This is a genomic window from Bacillus salipaludis, from assembly GCF_004358205.1.
Genome location: NZ_SMYO01000009.1, coordinates 188,880 through 210,924 on the forward strand (window position 1 = coordinate 188,880; position 22,045 = coordinate 210,924).

General features: G+C 36.0%; 18 protein-coding genes. 2 read left to right on the forward strand and 16 right to left on the reverse strand.

Going from position 1 to position 22,045, the window contains the following annotated elements; all coding sequences use genetic code 11:
- Nucleotides 1–33: 33 nt before the first annotated feature.
- Genes E2K98_RS19740 through E2K98_RS19750 form a run of 3 tightly spaced genes read right to left on the reverse strand, consistent with a single transcriptional unit; the run spans nt 34 to nt 3,228 of the window.
- Entirely contained in the window at nt 34–870 is an 837-nt protein-coding gene (locus tag E2K98_RS19740) for a carbohydrate ABC transporter permease (protein ID WP_133337109.1), read from the reverse strand.
- Nucleotides 870–1,820 carry a carbohydrate ABC transporter permease gene (locus E2K98_RS19745; RefSeq protein ID WP_133337111.1) on the reverse strand — a complete coding sequence of 317 codons (951 nt, stop codon included), beginning with the start codon at nt 1,818–1,820 and terminating at the stop codon, nt 870–872. The genes E2K98_RS19740 and E2K98_RS19745 overlap by 1 nt, the downstream gene beginning before the upstream one ends.
- Nucleotides 1,821–1,875: 55 nt before the next feature.
- Nucleotides 1,876–3,228 (reverse strand): ABC transporter substrate-binding protein, encoded by a 1,353-nt coding sequence (locus E2K98_RS19750; protein WP_133337113.1) that lies wholly within the window; start codon nt 3,226–3,228, stop codon nt 1,876–1,878.
- Nucleotides 3,229–3,459: 231 nt separating this feature from the next.
- On the opposite strand from E2K98_RS19750, the gene E2K98_RS19755 reads away from it, so the two are divergent.
- Both E2K98_RS19755 and E2K98_RS19760 read left to right on the forward strand, forming a co-directional pair.
- Nucleotides 3,460–5,238 carry a sensor histidine kinase gene (locus E2K98_RS19755; RefSeq protein ID WP_133337115.1) on the forward strand — a complete coding sequence of 593 codons (1,779 nt, stop codon included), beginning with the start codon at nt 3,460–3,462 and terminating at the stop codon, nt 5,236–5,238.
- On the forward strand, nt 5,213–5,959 hold the full coding sequence (locus E2K98_RS19760; protein WP_133337117.1) for a response regulator transcription factor: 747 nt from the start codon (nt 5,213–5,215) through the stop codon (nt 5,957–5,959). The genes E2K98_RS19755 and E2K98_RS19760 overlap by 26 nt, the downstream gene beginning before the upstream one ends.
- 334 nt (nt 5,960–6,293) lie before the next feature.
- On the opposite strand, the gene E2K98_RS19765 is transcribed toward E2K98_RS19760, so the two are convergent.
- From E2K98_RS19765 to E2K98_RS19825, 13 genes are all read right to left on the reverse strand, one after another.
- On the reverse strand, nt 6,294–7,403 hold the full coding sequence (locus E2K98_RS19765) for a GerAB/ArcD/ProY family transporter (RefSeq protein WP_133337119.1): 1,110 nt from the start codon (nt 7,401–7,403) through the stop codon (nt 6,294–6,296).
- An 18-nt stretch (nt 7,404–7,421) separates the two neighbouring features.
- Nucleotides 7,422–8,531 carry a Ger(x)C family spore germination protein gene (locus E2K98_RS19770; protein ID WP_165976324.1) on the reverse strand — a complete coding sequence of 370 codons (1,110 nt, stop codon included), beginning with the start codon at nt 8,529–8,531 and terminating at the stop codon, nt 7,422–7,424.
- Nucleotides 8,524–10,035 carry a spore germination protein gene (locus E2K98_RS19775; RefSeq protein ID WP_133337123.1) on the reverse strand — a complete coding sequence of 504 codons (1,512 nt, stop codon included), beginning with the start codon at nt 10,033–10,035 and terminating at the stop codon, nt 8,524–8,526. Before E2K98_RS19775 ends, E2K98_RS19770 begins: the two co-directional genes overlap by 8 nt.
- A gap of 479 nt (nt 10,036–10,514) precedes the next feature.
- On the reverse strand, nt 10,515–10,748 hold the full coding sequence (locus tag E2K98_RS19780; RefSeq protein WP_133337125.1) for a hypothetical protein: 234 nt from the start codon (nt 10,746–10,748) through the stop codon (nt 10,515–10,517).
- Nucleotides 10,749–11,186: 438 nt separating this feature from the next.
- On the reverse strand, nt 11,187–13,154 hold the full coding sequence (locus tag E2K98_RS19785) for an LTA synthase family protein (protein WP_133337127.1): 1,968 nt from the start codon (nt 13,152–13,154) through the stop codon (nt 11,187–11,189).
- Between the two features lie 260 nt (nt 13,155–13,414).
- Nucleotides 13,415–14,611, reverse strand: coding sequence for an FAD-dependent monooxygenase (locus E2K98_RS19790; RefSeq protein WP_133337129.1), 1,197 nt, complete (start codon nt 14,609–14,611; stop codon nt 13,415–13,417).
- 376 nt (nt 14,612–14,987) lie between these two features.
- Entirely contained in the window at nt 14,988–15,986 is a 999-nt protein-coding gene (locus tag E2K98_RS19795) for an HAAS signaling domain-containing protein (RefSeq protein WP_133337131.1), read from the reverse strand.
- The gene (locus E2K98_RS19800) at nt 15,973–16,320 is read right to left on the reverse strand and encodes a PadR family transcriptional regulator (protein ID WP_133337133.1); all 348 of its coding nucleotides are present in this window, start codon (nt 16,318–16,320) and stop codon (nt 15,973–15,975) included. The genes E2K98_RS19795 and E2K98_RS19800 overlap by 14 nt, the downstream gene beginning before the upstream one ends.
- Before the next feature lie 772 nt (nt 16,321–17,092).
- On the reverse strand, nt 17,093–17,824 hold the full coding sequence (locus E2K98_RS19805; RefSeq protein WP_133337135.1) for an IclR family transcriptional regulator: 732 nt from the start codon (nt 17,822–17,824) through the stop codon (nt 17,093–17,095).
- A 49-nt stretch (nt 17,825–17,873) separates the two neighbouring features.
- Nucleotides 17,874–18,746: an isocitrate lyase/PEP mutase family protein gene (locus E2K98_RS19810; protein WP_235824872.1), complete on the reverse strand. Its 873-nt coding sequence runs from the start codon at nt 18,744–18,746 to the stop codon at nt 17,874–17,876.
- Between the two features lie 99 nt (nt 18,747–18,845).
- A complete protein-coding gene (locus E2K98_RS19815; RefSeq protein ID WP_133337139.1) occupies nt 18,846–20,135 on the reverse strand; it encodes an MFS transporter in 1,290 nt (429 codons plus the stop codon).
- A gap of 79 nt (nt 20,136–20,214) precedes the next feature.
- Nucleotides 20,215–20,721, reverse strand: a complete 507-nt coding sequence (locus tag E2K98_RS19820) for a 3-isopropylmalate dehydratase small subunit (RefSeq protein ID WP_133337141.1) — start codon at nt 20,719–20,721, stop codon at nt 20,215–20,217.
- 46 nt (nt 20,722–20,767) lie between these two features.
- Entirely contained in the window at nt 20,768–22,024 is a 1,257-nt protein-coding gene (locus tag E2K98_RS19825) for a 3-isopropylmalate dehydratase large subunit (protein ID WP_133337143.1), read from the reverse strand.
- Nucleotides 22,025–22,045 lie beyond the last annotated feature (21 nt).

Consider the following 22,045-nt stretch of genomic DNA (forward strand, 5'->3'; position numbering starts at 1 on the left):
TTGTTATTTTTAAAAACTGCGTAGAAGTAATCGTTACTTATTGGCCCCATCGGTCATTCCTTCCACAAAAGACCGTTGGAAAATAATATAGATAATAATGCTAGGAATCATACTAATCACAGTACCTCCAAAGATTAATCCAAAATTTGTCGTCTGCTCCCCCTGGAAAGAATATAATCCAAGTGAAATCGTAAATTTGTTTTGAGAAATCAATAAGACTAATGGAAGTAAAAAGTCATTCCAGATATTCATAAAAGTGAAAATCAGCAGGGCTACTAAACCAGGTTTGGCTAAAGGCAGAATAACTGACCAAAAGGTTCGCCATTCACCGGCACCATCAATGGCTGCTGATTCTTTAAGCTCCTTTGGAATATCCCGAAAAGTATTTCTCATCAGGAATACGGAAAACGGCAGCGCTAACCCAGATGAAACTAAGGTTACCCCTGTCAATGTATTCACTAAGCCCATTGATTTTAATTGAAAGAAAATGGGGATGATGATTGCCTGTACAGGTAGTGACATCCCTAATAGCACCAAATAGAAAATGAGATTATTTCCTTTAAAGTTTAATTGCGCAAAAGCATATCCTGCAGGGCAGGCCACCAACGCAACAATCAACATTCCGCCAATAGTAATAAAAGCACTGTTTAAGAAATAAGCTTTAAAGTTTCCCAGATTCCAGGCATTGATATAATTATCAAAATTCCACGATTTTGGCAGCGAAAAAGGACTGCTGAAAATTTCCATATTTGTCTTAAAACTTGCAATGACCGCATAAAAGATAGGTGCCGTAATAAAAAGGAGAAGAATGAGCAGGACCGCCCATAGGGTAATTTGTGAAGATTTCCATCTTTTAAGAATAGACTCCACTAATGTTCACTCCTTTCCCGGTAATAATTAAAGGCAACCGTAAACAGGATTACGATGATTCCCAATACCACACTTCCTGCCGTTGCATAGCTTACCTTATTCATACTAAAGGCCGCCTTATAGACATAGGTTGAAACAAGTTCACTCATATAGAATGGTCCACCCTGGGTCATAATCCAAATTAATGCAAAACCCTTTAGCGCATTTATAATAACCATACTAATGACAACGTTCAGGGTATTCCGTAAACTGGGAATCGTTATACTCCAAAATTTTCTGATTGGACCTGCTCCATCCAAGTCGGCCGCCTCATATAGTTCATGATTAATATTCTGTAAACCTGCTAAAAATAGTATCAAATAGAGACCATAAAAGGCCCAAGTGCTGGCAACCACTAATGCTGGTATTACAAAGAGAGGCTCTCCCAGCCAATTTTTTGCAGCATTTTCTAAGCCTATCGATCTTAAAAATACGTTGATGGGTCCCATATTCGGATCATAAATTTTCGACCATAAAACCCCAACAACGGCTAAAGATAGAACACTTGGCAGGTAAAAGCCTGCCCGGAAGAAAGTCTTTCCTCTTTTTAACCGGCTAATTAAAACAGCCAATATTAAGGTCGGGATAACCATTAGTATTAAACTTAGGACCACCCATAACAAATTGTGTCCCAGTGCCTTTAAAAATATTTTGTCACCGGTAAGTTTTAAATAGTTTTCGAGACCGATAAATTTCATCGAGGATGCGGCTCCATCCCAATCAAAAAAACTTAATCTAATGGCGTCAATCATCGGATAGAGCATAAAAATGGCATACAAAATGAGCGCTGGTGATAGAAAGGAAAGAATCATAAGGATCTTTTTAACTTTGACTTTTCTTTTTCCCTTCATAACTGCGGGACTATTCTTTTGATCAATCTTTAAAGAGGATGCGGAATCAGATAAATTCAATGTTTACTCCTCCTTTACGATGAGGGGTTCAAAGTTTTAAACCCCTCATATTCTATTACTTGTTTAATTTGAATCCCGCAGCACGATCCTTCTCGGCAGCTGCTTCAATATTATTCATAGCTTCCTTAGGTGAGATCAAGCCACCAACCAGACCCTGTAAGTTTTGATAATAGGCCTCTTTTGCTTCCACTCCAATAAACACACTTGGATTGTAGCCAGAACCATCTGCAATTTCTTTCATAGATGTTTTTAAAACATCGCTAACCGGTTCAATTCCTTCTGATGCTTTTGAGGCAGGAACAAAATTGTAATCAGGCTTGTGTAGAACAATATCGCTATAATCCTTTGAAACGATAAAATTAAACCATTTCTCTGCTAAATCAACATCTTTCGCTTTTGTCGGAACCACCCAGGTTAACCCGATTCCACCAACTGGTTTAGCCGTCTTTCCTTCAATAAAGGAGGGCATCATAAACATATTGACGCTTTTTTGTAAGCTTTGAGCCGCAAGGTCCGTAATTAAGTAGGTTCCCTCTGCTTCCATCGCTGCTTTTTTACCTAAAAATCTGAATTTCGAATCAGCTTGTGTTTGCGTTACAGATTCCTTGGCAATATAGCCCCTTTTCACCCAATCGTTCATCATTTCTGCTACCTTCACAATTTCCGGATCATTCCACTTTCCGTTTCCATATAAAAGATTTTCTACTTTTTCAGTACCGGCGACAGATTCCAACATAACGCCAAACAACCATCCAATAGCGTATCCATTACGCGCTCCTACCGTAATAGGTGAGACTCCGTCCTCTTTTAATTTTTGAAGTGTTTTCAAGAATTCTTCTTTTGTTTTTGGTACCTCTAACCCGCTTTTCTGGAAGATATCTTTGTTATAGAAAATTCCAATGGCATCAATCATATGGGGTAATTCATAAATATTTTTTTCACCAGAGATAAGATTATAAGCAAATGGGCGCAGTTTATCTTTCCAATCATTTCTTTCATACATTTTATTTAACGGTTGAATTAAATTCACATCCGATAACACAGAAACCCTGCCGGGGCCGGCATTCATGAGAATCGCATCAGGCGGATTTACTCCGGACTGCAAGAGAGTTGGCAGTTTTCCAGATTCCACTTGTACATCACCTGTGGCAATATGGACGTTAATACCAGGGTTTAGTTCTTTAAATTTCTCAACAACATCTGCCCATTGTTGTTTTTCGACATCGTTATAGTAATTGGGAATATAGAGATCAAGCGTTTTGCCCTTCTCGGCTTTTGAACTATTACTTCCATCCTGTTTACTAGAATTGTTTTCGTTACTAGCTGTAGGAGACTGACAACCAACGATCATGGTTAACACTAAAACAACTGTTAGCACCAAAGTAAAAAAATTCCTGTAATTTTTCACCTTTTGACCCTCCCCCAAACATCTACCTATGAATTTTTTAGTTTTTTACCGAAAAAGAATTTTACTTTTTATCCTCCCTTCGTTATTCTAAAAATAGCAAACTTGAACTTATTGATAATTATAATTTTTTTAAATAATTAAACAACGGGATAAATCGTAGGAAAAAAGGGACATTTCGTGGATAGCAAAAAAACTAAAGTAATCTATTAAAAAGGAGGAAAATTTGACCAAATGAGGTTTTTAAACTCCATCTTCTTTAAACTCATTATTTCCTTTATACTCATCTCAGTTATTCCCCTTTCTTTGGTTGGATGGATTACATTTAACAAATATTCACAAAGCCTCTATGAAAATTTGCAGTATCATGCAAATTATATTTTAAGTCAGAAAATGAAAGCGCTTAATACTTTTTTATTTGATTTAGAAAGAATGCAATCTGGAATAAAGAGCAGCGCAGTATTTTCACAATTTCTAGCAAACCAAGATCCTACTCTGCATCCACAGTTCTACTTAAAACTTGATGCTCTGATGGAAAGTATTCAAACGATCCGCCCGGAAACAGTTGGTATAACCATTATTAGTAATAACGGTTTTGTTTACAATTACGGTTATTCCCTTAATATGAATTTTACAAAAGACAATTTTAATAACCTTCCCTGGTTAAAAGATATAGAAAAAAATAACCTGAACCCTCTTATTACGAATCTACACACCAGAACCTATTCCAATCTAGATAAAAATCAAAAGGTATATTCCTATGTTCAAAAGGTTTGGGATCGAAATCTAAGAAGTTACGGCTATATGGTGATTGATTTTAAGCCTGAATTACTCGAATACATATTAAATAATGAACTAGATTCCGAAACTTCATCCGGAACATTTATATATAACAATCAAGGCTTTGTCTTAGCACCGGCACGCTTAGCTCATATCTCCTTTGACTCCGTACAAAAACAAAAAAATGGGTCAACTATCCATACCAAAGACCATAAGAGCTATCTGCTTTTTAAACAATATAATCCTACAACGAAGTGGTATGTAGCAGAATATTTCGAAGCAAATGATTTTTATAAGCCAGTCACACAAGTGAAATGGATCGTATGGATGATCACCATTACAAGTGTAATCGTTTGTTTATTATCAGCTATGTTCATCTCCCATAGAATATCCAAACCGATTAAGATATTGCAGAGAGTGATGTCCAAGGTTAAAAACGGTAACCTTAATCAAAAATTTATCGTTAAATCGAAGGACGAAATTGGTGAACTCGGACAAGGATTTAATGAAATGATTGTCCAGATTAATAGGTTAGTCCAATCAGTGGCTGAGGAAGAGAAATTAAAAAAAGCTGCAGAAATCACCGCACTTCAACTGCAGATTAATCCCCATTTCCTTTATAACACACTGGAATCGATAAACTCACTGGCACGAATGAAGAAGGAACACGAAATTAGTCATTTAATTGTTCTTTTAGGAAGATTATTACGTTTAAGTATCAGCTCTTTTGAAGAGAAAATCCCCATACATCAAGAAGTTATGTACCTCGAAAGTTATTTGGAAATTCAAAAGATCAGAATGCGCTATCCCCTTGAATATTCAATAGTAATGAATGATGATATAAAATTCTGTCTAACTGTAAAACTGATTCTCCAACCGATTGTGGAGAATGCCATCATACACGGAATCGACCCTTTAAGATCCTTCGGGAAACTAATTATTAAGGGAAAACAGGTAGATGAGAATATCATCTTCACCGTTACAGATAATGGAAAAGGCATAGAGCCAGACAATCTCCAACAATTACAGGACCGGCTAAAAAATAATTCAGAGGATTTATCTAAGTATAAAAAGAAAATTGGTTTATACAATGTTCAAACTAGGATTCAATCACATTACGGAAATAACTATGGAATCAGGATCGAAAGCAAATTAAACAAAGGTACAACCATCACGGTAAAAATCCCTAAAGAGGTGAATTCAGATTATGAGAAAAATGTTAATTGTGGATGACGATTGGTTAATCTCCAGCAGTTTAATGGCAATGGATGAATGGAATGAGCGGAATATTGACGTGATTGGAACAGCAGAAAATGGAACCGAAGCATTGTACTGGTTGGAAAACGAAAAAATAGACATGATTTTAACAGACATTCGAATGCCAAATATGGACGGCCTTGAATTAACCAAACATATCTACGAAAATTCCCCCAGAATTCAGGTCATTATTATGAGTGGTTATGAGGAATTTACCTATGCTCATAATGCACTGAAATATAATGCAAGGGGTTATATATTAAAACCAATCGATACGGATGAATTATTTGAAGTGATTGATAAGATTCAAAAGGAAACAGAAATTAAGAGCCAAGATTCTCCTTTGAATGAGGAAAAATCTGCTTCCTATCATGAAAGATTAGTTTTGAGTGCCAAATCCTACATAAACGCAAACTATATGAAAACGATTTCTTTAAAAGATGTTGCGAAGCGTGTTCACCTAACAGAGCATTACTTCGGACAAATTTTCAAAGCTACAACGAACGAATCCTTCAATCAATTTCTTACCCGAGTAAGAATGGAAAAAGCCTGTCACCTGTTGAAAAATCCGAACCTTAAATATTATCAAATCAGCCAGCAAGTGGGATATACTGACCCTAAATATTTCACTAAAATGTTTCAGAAGTCATATGGATCAACACCGCGGGAATATAGGAATCGAATATTTCATTCTTAAGTGTTAGAAATAATTTGACTTATTCAAAGTCCCATAAGATCATATCCGAAGGGGTTTTCCGTAAAGTTGAAAAAAATATCGTATTATGTGTTAAATTGAATACTTTTTCAAAGGTATGAATTTTTGACGTATAAAAAATCCTCGAATCCTACTGGATCCGAGGATTTCTTGCCTTCCCCACGAAATGACCATGCAGATGTTGTTGTTTCACCTGGTAGATGTAAACTTCCAAAAATATCTAAAGTGATAAAAACACTCGCTTTTAAAAGAGGCCATTGAAAAGTTGGCCAAAACCAGGAAAAGCAATAATCTATTCTGTTTTACAATATTAAAACTAATTTACCCCTACACTCTTGGCTTTTTTAAAGGCTTGTAAGATGAGAATAAACAAAAACAAAATTGGTATATAAATATATAGAAAGCTGGATGAGACAAATCTAATGAAAGTCCCCATTTCCTCAACTTCCACTTTACTTTTGACGTTAATAACCATGAAATGAACGATAATAATGGATATCCATAAAGACATTCTAGGTTTAAATTTAAACGATTCTTTCAAAACTCGAATCGCCCCCCACAATGCCATACAACAAGGGGGAAGGACCACTAAGAGCCATAAAAAAATAAAGATATATTCAAATCTTTCGATAAATGGAAAGCGGATAATTTTTGACATCATGAGGGTGGGCCAAGTAACATGTTCAAGCTGCCCATGACTAAAATAAACAAATGAAATGATGGTAATAAATAAATATAAAATGGTTGTATACGCTTGTGAAATGTGTGCCCATTTTTGGGAATTTTGATTATCTTTAATAAAAGGATAATAAATAAGTAAAAATTCTGGTCCTGAGTACATTAGAATACTTTCTTTTGCCGATACAAAATAGTCACTTAAACTGTGATTAAAAACGGGTAATAAATTCGTCCAGTAGGCATATTGGAATGGAAAATATACCGTTAACAGAAGGAGCGAAGGGATGATCATCCCCCAAAAACAAATACCGGTAATAACCCTAAAGCCTCCAACAACTAAGTATGAAATCACAAAAATCATAGTAAGTGATAAAAACCAAATAGGGGTATAAGGAAAAACCCAAGTAACCAGAACGGATAAATAGGACCTAATTATCGTTGAAATAATTAAAAGCATATATCCATAAAAGAAAATATTTAATACGTTTCCTAGCCATCTCCCAAATAATTGTTGATGTAAAGACATAATATCTCCATTATTTGATTTCTTTAATAAGAAATACAGTAGCCAAATAATGAGATGAAAACTGATTCCAACCAATAGAATTGAAACCCATGCATCCTGTTCTGCTCCCTTTATTATTTTACCTTGAAAATTCAACAAGCCTACACCGGATTGGGTACTGTGAATCAGAAAAAATAAAAAAAAAGGAGAAACTGTCAAACTTTTATTTAATTGTTTACTCATGGTTAATCACCTTTTTTTTCATTCGCCAATCCCTGCTTGAGATAGTTCTATTTTTAAATTTATATCCAATGAAATAGTTGGGTACACCTTTTCATAAAACTCCTTTTCGTTCCATTTTTTTGAATTCGCTCTTGCAAAGTCACCTATACCTAATGGATCGACTTGATGCATTTGGAATTTTACGAATAGCTTTTCAAAATCCTTTTTCATTTGTTTTTCCAATTGCTTTTTTAATAATAGGTTATTTTGTTTTTTCCTTAAATCTAGCCAATCTGGAAAATCCTTTACCATTCCGTTTAGTGTTATATTGAATGTTACTTTTGATTTCGAACCTTTGTTAATAATTGATTTTTTGTTTTTTCCATATAAAATGGCTAAAATTACTGAATCCTCCGACTGCCCCTTATGTATGTTAAATTCTGTCTGCCCTCTAATCACTCTTCCTCTTAATATTTTGTATAAAAAGCTTTCTTTTTGATTTAAGATAAGTCCTAGTCTGTCTTTTTTTAACACTGCTAGCCCGTTTACCTCAATGTTACCCTTTTGATTAATCTTTAAATAAGGTAAGGAGGGGTCTCTTCCGTCTCCATAGAAATCAAATAAAAAACTTTGCAAAGTTGGAATTGGTACATTTTGAGTTCGATAATTTTGTTCAATCATTTTATAAGGATAATTGCTGTTTCTATCTTTATTTTTCATTAAAATTTCTTCTGCTGTTTCTTCAGAAACAGCCACTAACATATTGCTTCCAATCAAAGGATCCCTGCAAACAGTCTTAACAAAATAAGACACCCCATTTTCAGCTAATTCTTTACCAAAGATTACAAGGTTCAACTTTCCAATTTCTAGCGGTTTAGGAGATTGTGCATTGATAGATTGTTTTATTAAATGGGATTTCCTTCCTTTTCCCTGTAAAATAGAGCTCCCACCTTCTTTTTCATCTCCCGTATAATCAGAATAAAGCGCAGTTCCAACATATTGGTTATCAACTTTGTCAAAACCTAATACTTTAGGAAGTTGCACATCATCTATAATTTTTTGCCGTGGAAAAGAGCAGCCAGGAATAATCAAAATGAGAGGCAAAAGAGCACAAAAATACCTTATATTTTTTCGCTTTTGACTATTCATTATTAATATCATCCTTATCTTGATTTGGTGTATATCTTTTAAGTGAAAGAGGTCTTAAAAATCTGCTTCGTGTCGTTGTAAACTGATAGGATGATCGAATAAAACTGTCGCGAAAGTTCTTTATTCTAAAAGGAAATAGAGGTACCATATATGGATTTCCCAAGGATTTAAGTTTTAATAAATGTCCTAACAGAAGAACAAATCCTATTATAATTCCAAAGCCGCCCAAAAATGCTGCAAGTAAAATTAGTGGAAACCGGATGAGACGAATTGCATTTGACATTTTAAAGATTGGAGTTGTGAAAGAAGCAAGTGCAGATGATGAAACAATAATAAGTAAAATATTACTTGTTAGAGCAGCTTGGACAGATGCCTGACCGATAACAATACCACCTACAATACCCAGTGTTTGCCCAATTTTTGTCGGTAAGCGTGCCCCCGCCTCTCTCAACAATTCAATGGTAATTTCCAAAAAAATCGCTTCCCATACCGGAGGAAATGGAACATGAGCTCTTGAGCTAATAAGGGGTTGCAATAAATCATCAGGTACAACTTCATAATGAAAGGTTAAAATTGCTACATATATAGGTGTAGCAAACAGAGAGAAAATAACACTAATAATACGAATGATTCGAAAAAACGACCCGAGTACCCAATTAAGATAATAGTCTTCTGGAGAAATGAAAAAATCTAATATCGTTGTTGGTCCTGTAACAATGTAAGGTGACCCATTCGATAAGATTGCAACTTGTCCTGATATCATTGCATATAAAACCCTGTCAATCCGTTCAGTAGATAAAAAAATAGGAAAGGGGGTATTTGAATGATCTGAAATCATTTGATCAATTTGGGAATTATCGAAAATAACATCAAAATTAATATCCTTCAGTCGCTGTCGAACCGTTTGAATATATTCCGGATTAGTAATTCCATCCAAATAGGCAATGACTACTTCCGTTTTAGACATTGAACCAATTTTTATTTCCTCAAAAACTAATTCTGTAACGGCCATTTGCTTTCTTAATAAATGAAGATTCGTACTAATATTTTCTACAAAACCAACTTTTGGACCAATAACACTAAATTCATTCTCTGTATCATTATTCTCTCGATAACCTAGATTTGCATTATCAATATTTATGGTCAAAAAATATTGGTTGGAATCCTTTAATTGAACAATAACATATCCTTTAATTAGTTTTTCTTCGACATCTAAGGGATTGGTTGTTACTATGACATTCTCAAAAGGAATAAACTTTTTTATATCATTAATTTCCCTAATTTTCTCAATATGTTCTTGAATTGCTGGGAGAAGAAGGTTATTTATTTTCTTTGGATCAACCATACTTTTATAGTAACTAATTGTAATACCCTGTTCTTCAGATAATGAAAATTGATGGAAATCACTTGATTTAGCAGCTTGTTGAAAAATCATTTTTATTGATTTTGTCCCGTTCTCTGGTTCCTGACTATTTTTAAATCTTTCTAAAAACTTGAAATACATTTATATCACCTGAATGGACTTTTACATTTTTTTAAAATTTGTCGTGTGATAAACCATGAACACTCTAAAAAATAAAAAATCACACCTTTTTATGAATTTCACAATGATTAATATGCCCTTACATTTAAATTAAATTCCCTATATTTCTCCCCTTCGCCATTATTCACCAGCAAAAAAATTGAAAATAGACAATATGAAAAAGTATTATTTACTTAAATTAAAAAAAATCCCTCTTAAGGAATTTAGAAAGAATATTAGAATTCAAGTGATCTACCCACACATTATAAATTAAAGAATTTTGCTGTGGAATCGAGGCGTGGTCATAATGATATGAAATATCACCCAAAAAGCTAGTCTAATTGTAGTCATTCTGTCTTTAACCATAAAAAATAATCCATCCTTGAGTGAGTTCGGGTGGATTATTTCATCATCTTGCAGATTCCTGTATATGTTTAGTTGTTCTTAAACCGACCACTATATTAAGTCGTGCGTTTTTTTTCTCTCCTTTTATATATCCATTCCGCAATAAATCCAACTACAAAACCAAACATAATTGGATTCAATGAACCATCGAAGGTAAATCCGCCATTTGAGGTTTCCTCAAAATTGAACCAACTTAGTGATTCAATATTATACAAATGACCGCAAAAGTATAATACAGACGTTGTAACGATAAATACAATGGTTGGAATCCAAAAAGTTTTCTTTATCATACAGATACCCCCTTTATAGGATTTTATTGTAAGTTAATTGAAGTCAATTATAGTTTATTATAATCCAGCAGCAATATTTACAAAATCAGCGTTTAAATAAATCGTCAGAACCGTTTCCCACTCTTGGTCGGTTTGTCATTCTAGGTGCTGCCGGTATTTTGTAAGATTTTGCAAAATGGTAGAAAAAAATAATAAAAGCGATAGCAAAAAAGTCTTAAAGGAAGAATTTATGTAGGTATTAGAAGGATAGGTAAGAAAGGAATTCATGAATAAACAAATAAAGATAATAAATTTACCATAAGAAATTAGAGCATTTACTTCATAAAAAATATTGCTAAACCAAACTTGTAAAGAGTTCAAAATGAAGAAAAAAAGCCGACTTATATTTCAAGAGATATGAAATATAAGTCAGCAAATAACTAGATTGGAACAAACGATCTATTGAGCCCCAGTTGTTTGAACCTTAGGCTGTTTCGTATTTCCTTTAGGACCAAGATATTGATATTCATTAGGATCAATCGGTTTAAATCCCTTTGGTGTATAGAACCGTAATAAATCTTTATTGACCACTGCATCGGACATTTGAAGTTCTGTTGAGATCTTATCATTAATTGATTTATAGGCACTTTGATTCGGTAATAATTCACCCGTGTCAGGGTTGTAGAATTTCCCGCTTACTTCAGTTACTTGAGGAGATACATAATCACCATTTCTAAACAATGCCCAGTTGCGATGATCTTTTGATAATAAATCGGAACCGAATTCAATGTAATCTTTTGTATCAACACCTAATAAATGTAGAAGGGTTGGTCGAACATCTACTTCACCGCCAAATTGGTGCTGAACCCCACCTTTTACACCTGGAACGTGTATATATAATGGTACTTCCTGCAACTTGGCATTAATGGTTGGCGTAATTTTTGGAACGCCAAGAACTTTTGCCATTGCCTTATTGTGGTTTTCGGAAAGACCATAGTGGTCTCCATAAAGGACAATGACCGTTTTATCATATAGCCCATCTGCTTTTAAAGCATCGAAAAACTGTTTAAGGGCTTCATCCATATAATGGGCTGACTGGAAGTAATTGTTTACAACTGAGTCACCAAAGTCTCCGGCTGGAAAATTAGTATCTTGTTTGTCCATTTCAAATGGGAAATGGTTGGATAACGTAATAAATTTGGTATAAAAAGGTTGTTTTAACCCCTCAAGCATGGACATGGACTCTTGGAAATATGGCTTATCTTTCATCCCATAGTTCTTTATATTTTCAGGAGACATATTATAATATTCTGCGTCGAAAAATTGATCATAGCCTAATGCTCGATACATAACATTCCGGTTCCAGAAAGTTTTATAGTTTCCATGAAAAACTGCAGATGTATAGCCTTTTTGACCTAAAATAGCAGGGGTCGCTTGATACGTATTTTGTGCCTTATTGATAAAAACAGCACCTTGATTTAACGGATATAGTGAATTTTCCATCAAGAATTCAGCATCTGATGTTTTACCTTGTCCTGTTTGATGATAGAAATTATCAAAATAGAAGGTGTTGCCATCATGAGCCAATGAATTTAAAAATGGCGTCACTTCTTGTCCATTTGGCATTTTATAATCAATCATAAAATTTTGGAATGATTCTAAGGAGACGTAAATAACGTTCATCCCTTTTGCTTTGCCAAAGTAAGCTGGATTTGGTGCCGTATAATGGGCTTTTCGATAATTTTCTACAGTTGTGATATCACTGCTGCTAGCGAGTGCCCTTTGACTAGAAGTTTTGATATTTTGAATGACATCCAAAATGGTAAAATTATATGCTCCTAAATATTTAACAAGGTAGTTTCTGTCGAAGGAACGTGTTAATAATTGCGGACGGTCTTTTTCTGCTAATCCAAGGTTAAAAAGAAAAACAGTGACAGCAAATAATAATACGATTTTATAGGATTTGCGATTTTTCGCACTAGCTTTTTTAAATATCGTTAGCGCAAGAACAATTAGAATAAGGGTATCTGTGAAATAAAAAATATCAAGTGGGGACATTAAGGAATTGGCGCTATCCCCCAATTGTCCAGCATTCGTTTTCGCCTGCATAATGACCGGGACTGTTATAAAGTCATTGAAAAATCGATAATAAACAATATTCGCATATAAAAGGAATGACAATACAAAATTGATGATAATCATAATCTTTTTGGTATGCTTTTTAGAAAGTAAACCTAATCCAATAAAGAATAATCCAGAACTAATTGGATTAATAGCTAACAAAAACTTTTGTAGATTATTATCTATGCCTAATTTAAATTCTATTTGATAGGCTGCATAGGTCTTGATCCAAAATAACACAACTGCTATAACAAAAAAGGTAATATGACTCTTTTCGAATCTTTTTAGTAGTCCGACCTTTTCCATCTTAAAACTCCTTTCAAATCGATAAATACTATTTTTACCATACTCGTCCCTTATTACAAAAAAAATTATCCAGCTAGAAGCCGGATAAACAAAAATATATTAAATAGGGGGTCAACATGAAAAAGTACTTTTCATGTTTTTATATTAACCCCAAGATATGAACAAGTTGTGAACAAAATATGAAAATTACTTTGAAAAAACCAAGGGGACGTTCTTGCGGCTTTTAAGCCAGAACCGTCCCCTTGGTTTTCCCTTTCATTTCAATAATCTTTCAGTTCTATTCCGTTGGCAGCTTTCGCTATCATTTTTGAAATCATCTTAAACTGTACGGCCATAAGAGTGGGTACGCGCAATATTAAATTTCTTAGAAAGATTTTGAAGTTTGATTTTTCAATCATGCTCCCTGCGGCTATTCGTCCTATTTTTTGATTTTTCTCAACAAACTTTCTCATTTCTTGTTCATAGGCAACAAAAGCTCGGGCATAATCGCCATTTGCAGCTTTGAGTTCGCCAGCTAATACATAAGCTCCAACGAGTGCCAGGCTTGAGCCTTGACCTGAGAGAGGTGATGGGCCAAACGCCGCATCTCCTACCAATGTAACCCGACCTTTTGACCATGTCTGTATATGAATCTGGCAAATCTCATCAAAATAAAAGTCTGTCGCTTCTTTCATGCTTTTGAGTAGAGGCAAGGTTTCCCAACCCGATTGGCCAACAAAGGCATTTTCTACAAGATTCTTTTGATATTCTGTATCATGGCGATCGTACTCTAATTCATTTGATTGGAACAAAAACATCCCTCTTGCTTCGGTATTGTCACGTGCGCTATACATCCCTACAGTTTTGCCTGGAACCGTATACAACAGTTGGCGGTGGTCAAGGTTGAGGTAATTCTCGAGAGTAAAAATCGATATATAACAGCCAAGCGTACGTTTAAACTGTGCTTCGTCGCCAAAAGTCAATGTGCGTACATTTGAATGGAGCCCGTCCGTACCAATTACCAAATCGAATGTCTGCGGCTTGTTATGAATAAATTGAACTTCTGCACCAGTTTCAGTCTCATGTATGGCGGTAATTGAATCGCCCCAAATATAATTGGTCGTATTCTTGGTTAAATCAAATAAAATGTTACTTAGATCGTCGCGCATGATTTCAATGTCCAGACCTTTCTGGTTCCCCATACTTGCTTCGCTTATTTGACCTTCAATCTTACCTTTACTATTCACGAAGTAAACACCTGATATGTTTGTGTCAGCGTCAAAAACTTGATCGAATATACCCATCCGCTTAAGCACCGTAATGGCTGCACCACGGATATCAACCCCATAACCACCTGGGCGTAATGAGGGCGCACGTTCTATGACAGTCACATCAAAACCGTAGCGGTGAAGCCAGTAAGCAAGTGCCGGTCCGGCAATACTGGCACCAGAAATAAGAACGCGCATCGTTTTTTTCATAATTATGATTCACTCCAATCTACTGCTTTTAAACCTTTCGTAGGCAACTTTCAGGTCATATTGGCCCTTCCCTACATAACATAGGTACTCTAAATTGGCGAATAAAATAACATAACTCTAAATTAACTCGATTTCCCTTTGAGTAATCCCATAACTAATTACATAAGTGGCCCAATACAAAAAAGTGCATTTCTTACTACAGAAATGCACTCTTAACATAAAGTAAGAGCACAATTCTTGCTGCGAAATCGCACCCTTTAATTAAAATATATCCCCAATCATGAGATCACTTAATTCTGCTTAAATGCCCCCAATACAAAAACTGTAAGCTCTATATACAACCTATTAAACTTATAAACTAATAAGCAAATATAGATTAACGAATTCTAGCTTTACGGAACCCATCAAATACACTGATTGCCGAAGATATCATAAAGATTAAAATTCCACCGCCCACGATCCACAATTCAAATTGATTAGCTGTAATGGTAAATGAATTAGACATATACGTAATATAATCATGGGTGATTACATTCGGATTTCTGAATATCACAATGAATACAATGGTTGCAATAAGCTGGAGGGCAGTATTACAAATGGCCATTCTTTTTGTCCACTGTCCCTTTATTAATTTATAAAGGGCTAAGGCTATTTCTAAACCAATAACAACAAGAACGATTGGCCAATACCACAGTAAAACTTCCTGATTTAAAGAAGGAGTTACGAATTTAAGTCCTTCTCCACCACCTATATATACACCAACAAGATGATTCGCATTAAAATAAAGTGTTGCCCAGATTGCAGTCCACAATAGACTTCCAAATACTTCGACCTTAGAAATCGCTTTTTTCTTAGGGATATACGGGATATTTTTCAAATCATCGGGAGTCCATTTTTTAAGGCTTGCTGTTAATGGCTGCTCATCTCTTCCCTTATCTGTTCTTTCTAATATGGCAAACATAAGTGTTAGCCAAAAGAATACTTGGATCCCCACTTCAATGATCCTCCCTATTCCTTCGCCCATAAGACTCAAAACAATATTAATAACCGCTTGTTCACCACTATATCCAATAAAATATTCGGCAATCATCGAGATGAACGAAATGACAGCAGCAATCGGTAAAATCATTTTTAGCAGCGTCACATATACATCAAAATAGCGTGGACCAATTAAGTGCATTGGCCGATCTCGATAACCACTAGCCAATGTGACGGGGCTCCCCAATTTTTCAAGAACTGCCTTTATATCTTCTTCCTGGTAATCATCAGGCAGCATATCCTCTATCGTTGACCGCAACTCGAGTGCAATATCCTCACGATTTTTTTCAGGCAGCCTCCGAGTAACTTCTTGTATATAAATCTCAATTAGATTCATCGTCTCCCTCCCCTTTTAATAAGCCAAAGAGCTCTTTCGAATTCTTAATCCATTCTCTTTTTAACTGCAAAAAAATCTCTAAGCCATATTCACTTAAAACATAATATTTACGGGGTCTACTCTCAGATGTATCCCAACTACTCGAAACTAACTCCTGTTTTTCTAATCGTCGAAGCAATGGATATAAGGTACTTTGGTCAATGGTAATGCCCGATTCCTCCAATAATTGAACAAGTGAATATCCATACTGTGGTTTTTGTAATTGACTTAAAACGGCTAATGTCAACGTTCCTCTCCTAAGCTCTGTCATTAATGAATTCAATAAAGTACTCATTCACCCACCTCATTTTTTATTTACTATATGACATACAGCATATGATTTATGCTATGCGTCATACACTATTGTTGTTACAATATCAATGTAAATTAAATAGCCTTTTTTGAAATAACAAAAAACCATGGGGACGAATTGTTTTTCTTGAAAAGCCTTTTCCGGTGTTTTTGGCAATTAAAAAATGCTATTTACTTTTCTGTTTTTATTTTTACTAAAAAATGTTTCATAGAAACTGAAATACAGTAGTTGAGGAGCTTTTTAGCATCTTTATATTACATTTCATTCACTTCTTGTAGAAGTCGTCAAATCCCCCTGAAATCTACGCAAAAAAAGCTCCCAAAATTTATAAAAATGGGAACTTTTCTTTCTATTTTATGACTATAATTAAGCCTAAATATTTTAATTTAAAAAGTTTTTATCTATCTCTATTTCTGATCGTTTCACTTACAACCTGTTCTAACGCATTCGAAATAACAGAAGGACCTGTAAAGTTTTTCTCCATTAAGAAAATTATAAGCACCCGAATGTAACGGGTGCTTTGTTTTTACTACTAGAATAATATTTGGAAATTACACACGAACTATTGCCTCCGAAATAATAGAAAAATCAAGCAGCTTTTCTTTTAGCAATACGAGAACCTACTCCAGAAATATATATTGGTTCGAATTCGCCGAATCCACCTCATATTAACTCCCCTTTGGATCATAAGTTCTATTTAAGAACTAAGGAATCTTTTTCTCTTTAAATCTTCCATTTGGATAACAAAAATTATTTAACACCTATATCCTAATCTTTCACTTATTAAATTTGCACAATATTTAGCCTTGTCTACCAAAAATATTTTGTTTTCTTCTGTTAACATATGAATTTGGCCTGCAACGGTAAGATTCGCCGTAATTTCATTGGAATGATCAAAAATCGGCACTGCGATTCCAAAGCTTCCGGGTCTTCTTTCACCTGTAGTTATTTTATATCCCTTAACAAGAATTTCGTTTAATTCTTCATTTAGTTGCTCAATGTTAACATCAGCCTCTTCAATGATCTTTTGTAAGATTTCATCCTTATCTTTTGAATAGGCAAGCAACACTTTTCCGGATGCCCCGGTGAAAAGAGGGGTATGTTCACCAATCCGGATAAAATTAATCACAATCTCAGGCCCGTCAATCTTATCAATACAAACCCGGGAATTCCCAGCCCTGATATTTAAATCCACTGTCATCCCTGTATCATTTACCAACTCAGCCATAATCGGTTTTGCAACTTTACGTAAATCAAAATCATTCATCACAATATTCCCTAGCCTAAAGAACGGAAATCCTAAAGAATACCTGCGCGTGTCAGGATCTTGTTTGATAAAATCCATGCTCTCTAGCGTAGCTAATAACCTGACAATTGTACTTTTAGGGTATTTAAGCTCAGCATGAATCTCGGCGATTGAAAGTGTGTTTCGTTCAAATGAAAATAACATTAAAATCTTAAATAATTTTTCAATACTCGCAACCATATATTTTTGTTCCTTTCATAGATAGCGCTTTTTAAAATTTCAGGAACGATTATCTCAAGACATATTTTTCTTCTATCTCATGATACCGTTGGATGCCAAGTAGTTGATTAAGCTGACTAAAATTCAACATCTGGTCTTTCATCCCAGCCGTAGTTCCTGTTTCTTTCAATTCATGAAATAAATCTTGTGCCGCCTTTGCAACTACACGAGTAACACTGTTTGGAAAGATGACAATTTTATAACCCATGCTGTCAAGTTCAGAAGCAGACATTAATGGGGATTTTCCGCCTTCCACCATATTCGCCAATAAAGGCTTTTGGATATAATTTGTTATGATCGAGAACTCATCCTTGTTCTCCAAAGCCTCTACAAAAATTATATCTGCGCCTGCTTCCACATAACATTGTGCCCGTTCAATTGCTTCCTGTAAACCGTTTATTGCTCTCGAATCAGTACGTGCAATGATTAGCAAGTTTTCATCTACTCTAGTGTCTACTGCAGCTTTGATTTTACCAATCATTTCAGACAAAGGGATTACATTTTTATCTCTCAAGTGACCGCACCTTTTCGGGAAATCCTGATCTTCCAGTTGGATTGCGGAAATGCCTGCTCGCTCAAAATCTTTTACGGTCCTCATCACATTCAAGTAGTTTCCGTACCCCGTATCAGCATCTGCGATTACTGGAATTTGTACCGCGTCACATATATATGATGCTCTTGTTGCCATTTCACTTGCCGTCATTAAACCTATATCAGGTTTTCCTAATGTGGTATAAGAGATGCCGCCGCCTGTCATATAAAGTGCTTCAAACCCAGCCTGTTCGATTAGTACCGAAGTCAAACTGTCATATGCCCCCGGTGCAATGATAATTCCAGTTTGCGATACTCGTTCTTTGAATTTTTTTCTAATTGAATTCATCATATCTCACTTCCCTTTATTTGCTCAACTTTTTTATTAATAAGTTGACCAACCCGCCTAATTAATGATTCTTTAATCTATGGCGGGTTAATCGAAGTAATTTTAATGGACTATGGTTTTAATTCTCTGTTCCTCTGAAATTGTACCTTGTTTTTCTTTTGTAAAGAATAAGAATCCGATTGAGCTAAGTAAAGCAAGAACAATCATAACCCCAAAACCTGCGCTGAAACTGCCCGTTATCTGAATAGCAACTCCCATTGCAGTGGGTGCAACAATTCCGGCAAGAGCAAATGCAGCATTCAAAAACCCTGATGCAGCTGCGGGCTGGTCTGGAGCAGAATCAATCGCAACGATCCACCAAATCGAACCCGTAACCATCCCAAATCCTACTCCAAGGGAGATAAATGTAATGGCACCATATAGGGATGGATTAAACATGATTGGAATAAGGGAAGCACCCGATAACAATAAACATATTCCTATCAAATTAAATCGGCTTCGTATACCTGGTTTACGTCTATATAGTTGGTCTGCAATAAGTCCGCCTGCAATGGTAGCTACCGTCCCAACGGCCCATGGTAAAACCGTGAAAAATCCAACTTTAACGATGTTGAGATGATAAACCTGGCTGAGTATGCCCGGCAACCAATACATAAATCCCCAGAACATGAATCCCCAAGAAAAATAACCAAATGCGGAAATCAAAAGATTCTTATTGGTAAATATCTTCTTCCATTCTACTTTTTTTACATGCTCCGTTGTCTCTTCTTCTACTAAGCCGCTTTTAATGTATTCTTGTTCTTGAGGGCTAACTCGATGGTAGCCAATAGGAGAATCCTTAAACAGCCATAACCAAATTCCAACCAATATCAATCCTAATGCTCCCAAAATAACGAACGGCGATTTCCATCCCAGGCTTTCCATTAGCTGTGTAATAATAGGTCCACCGATCATGAGGCTAAAAGGGACCCCAAATCCAACGATCATCCCTAAAGCCTTCCCTCTTTCCTTTCCTGGCAGCCAACGGCTAATTCCCCTGCTGACTGCTGGAAAGGCTGGTCCTTCAGATCCACCGAGTAATACCCGAACTAGGAAAAGGCTGACAAAAGAACCCATGAAAGCGGTCAAAATACTAAATACTGACCAGAGCCCTGCAGAAAGGGACAATGCCTTCTTTACTCCAATTTTGTCTATAATAGGACTGCCTACAAAGGAGAGAATCAAGTAACCAATAGAAAAGGCACTGCCAATTAGGCCCCACTCCGCATTGTTAATATTAAACTGTTTCGTAATTGCTCCATTGGCAAAACCAAGAGCAGACCTATCCAAGTAATTTATTAAAATTGTAAGAGCAATAATGCTTACAATGACCCAGCGGAACTTACCCTTCATATACCCAACCGACTCCTTTTTCCAACGTTATAGTGGTGAATTAATATAGTCGACCTACCTTAAGAAAAGCACATCTAGTTTATAATTTGATTTCCTTATTGCTCAACTTTCGTTCTAGCATGTTAACCAGACCGCCATGATTGATAATTTCCTGTATGTACGGCGGATAGATCGTTGTTGAATAAGACTCGTTTTTCGTTAAGTTATAAATCACACCATTTTCAAAATCAATTTCAATCTCATTTCCTTCTTCAATTCTAGTTGCTTCCTTACATTCGATTACAGGTAAACCTAAATTTATCGCGTTTCGAAAAAATATCCTTGCAAAAAATACCGAAATGATGGCACTAATACCAGATAATTTTATAGCAGCCGGGGCTGACTCCCGACTTGATCCGCATCCAAAGTTTTTACCGGCAACGATAATGTCCCCCGCTTGGAATTTGGAAGGAAAGTCGGGGTCGATACCCTCAAATATATGTTTTGCAGCTTGATCAGCTGATAATTTTAAATACCGTCCGGGGTTAATCATATCCGTATCCACATTATCTGGAAACACCCATGTCTTCCCTTTAATCTTTTGCATATCTATCCTCCTAAGTAAGCTGACATGTAGTCTGGGTACCGTAAGACTATAAAAACTCTCTTGGGTCGGTTATTCTGCCTGTAATAGCGGATGCCGCAACTGTGGCAGGGGAAGCTAGATATACTTCCGACCCAGATCCCATCCGGCCAGGGAAATTCCGGTTTGTCGAAGATATACATCTTTCCCCGGGAGCAAGCACACCATTGCCAAGTCCAGCGCACGCTCCGCAACCTGTCGGCAGAAATGTTGCTCCCGCATCGAGCAACGTTTCAACTATGCCGCTTTTTGTAGCCCTTCGCATGACTTCCGATGATGCCGGTGCAATCAGCAATCGCGTGTTTTTGGAAACTCTTCTGCCTTTAAGAACTTGGGCAGCTATTTCCAAATCATAATACTTAGCTCCCGTACAAGCCCCTATATAAGCTTGATCTAGAGGCTCGAAGTGATCAATTGCTGAAACAGGCTTTACATTATCAGGAGAATGCGGAAGTGCAACCATTGGTTCTAGCTGATTCGCATTGAATTCTAAAGTTTCGAAATAGAAAGCATCTTTATCCGCAGTTACTACCTCAAAATTACTAACATTCCTCTCATTAAGGTAGTCGATAACAATATCATTAGCTTCGATTATTCCAGCTTTTGCTCCCATTTCAATTGCCATGTTTGACAGAACTAATCTTTCATCCATTGGTAATGTATCGACTGCACTTCCCGAAAACTCAACGGATTTATAGGTAGCACCATCAATACCCGTTCTCTGTATTGATTTCAGCATCATATCTTTAGCCATTACCCCTTTGGAAAGTTTCCCTTTCCAAATAATCTTGATGGATTCAGGTACTTTCACCCATGTTTTCCCAGTCGCCATGACACCTAACATATCAGTTGATCCTAGTGCGATTGCAAAACATCCCATTGCTCCGGCTGTTGTTGAATGAGAATCCGCTCCGACATACATCATACCTGGTGTGATGTATCCTCGTTCAACGGGTACAATGTGACCGATACCTTCCCTCTCATGGAACTTCGAAATCCGATATTTTTTCGCCCATTCCCTAGTCAATTTCAGAATGGAAGCTTCGGTAGAATCGCTGGATGAAACAAAATGGTCAGATATCAAAGCAACTTTATCAGGATTCCAAACAGTCGCTCCTAACTTCTCCAAGGTAGAACCGAATCTTCGTGGTCCACTCGAGTCATGAATCATTGCAAAATCAATATCGACCTCAACAATTTCATTCACTTGGACCTGACTCTTTTTACTTGCTCTCGCAATAATCTTTTGGGCTAAAGTATATCCCATATGAACTCCACTCCCTTCTGT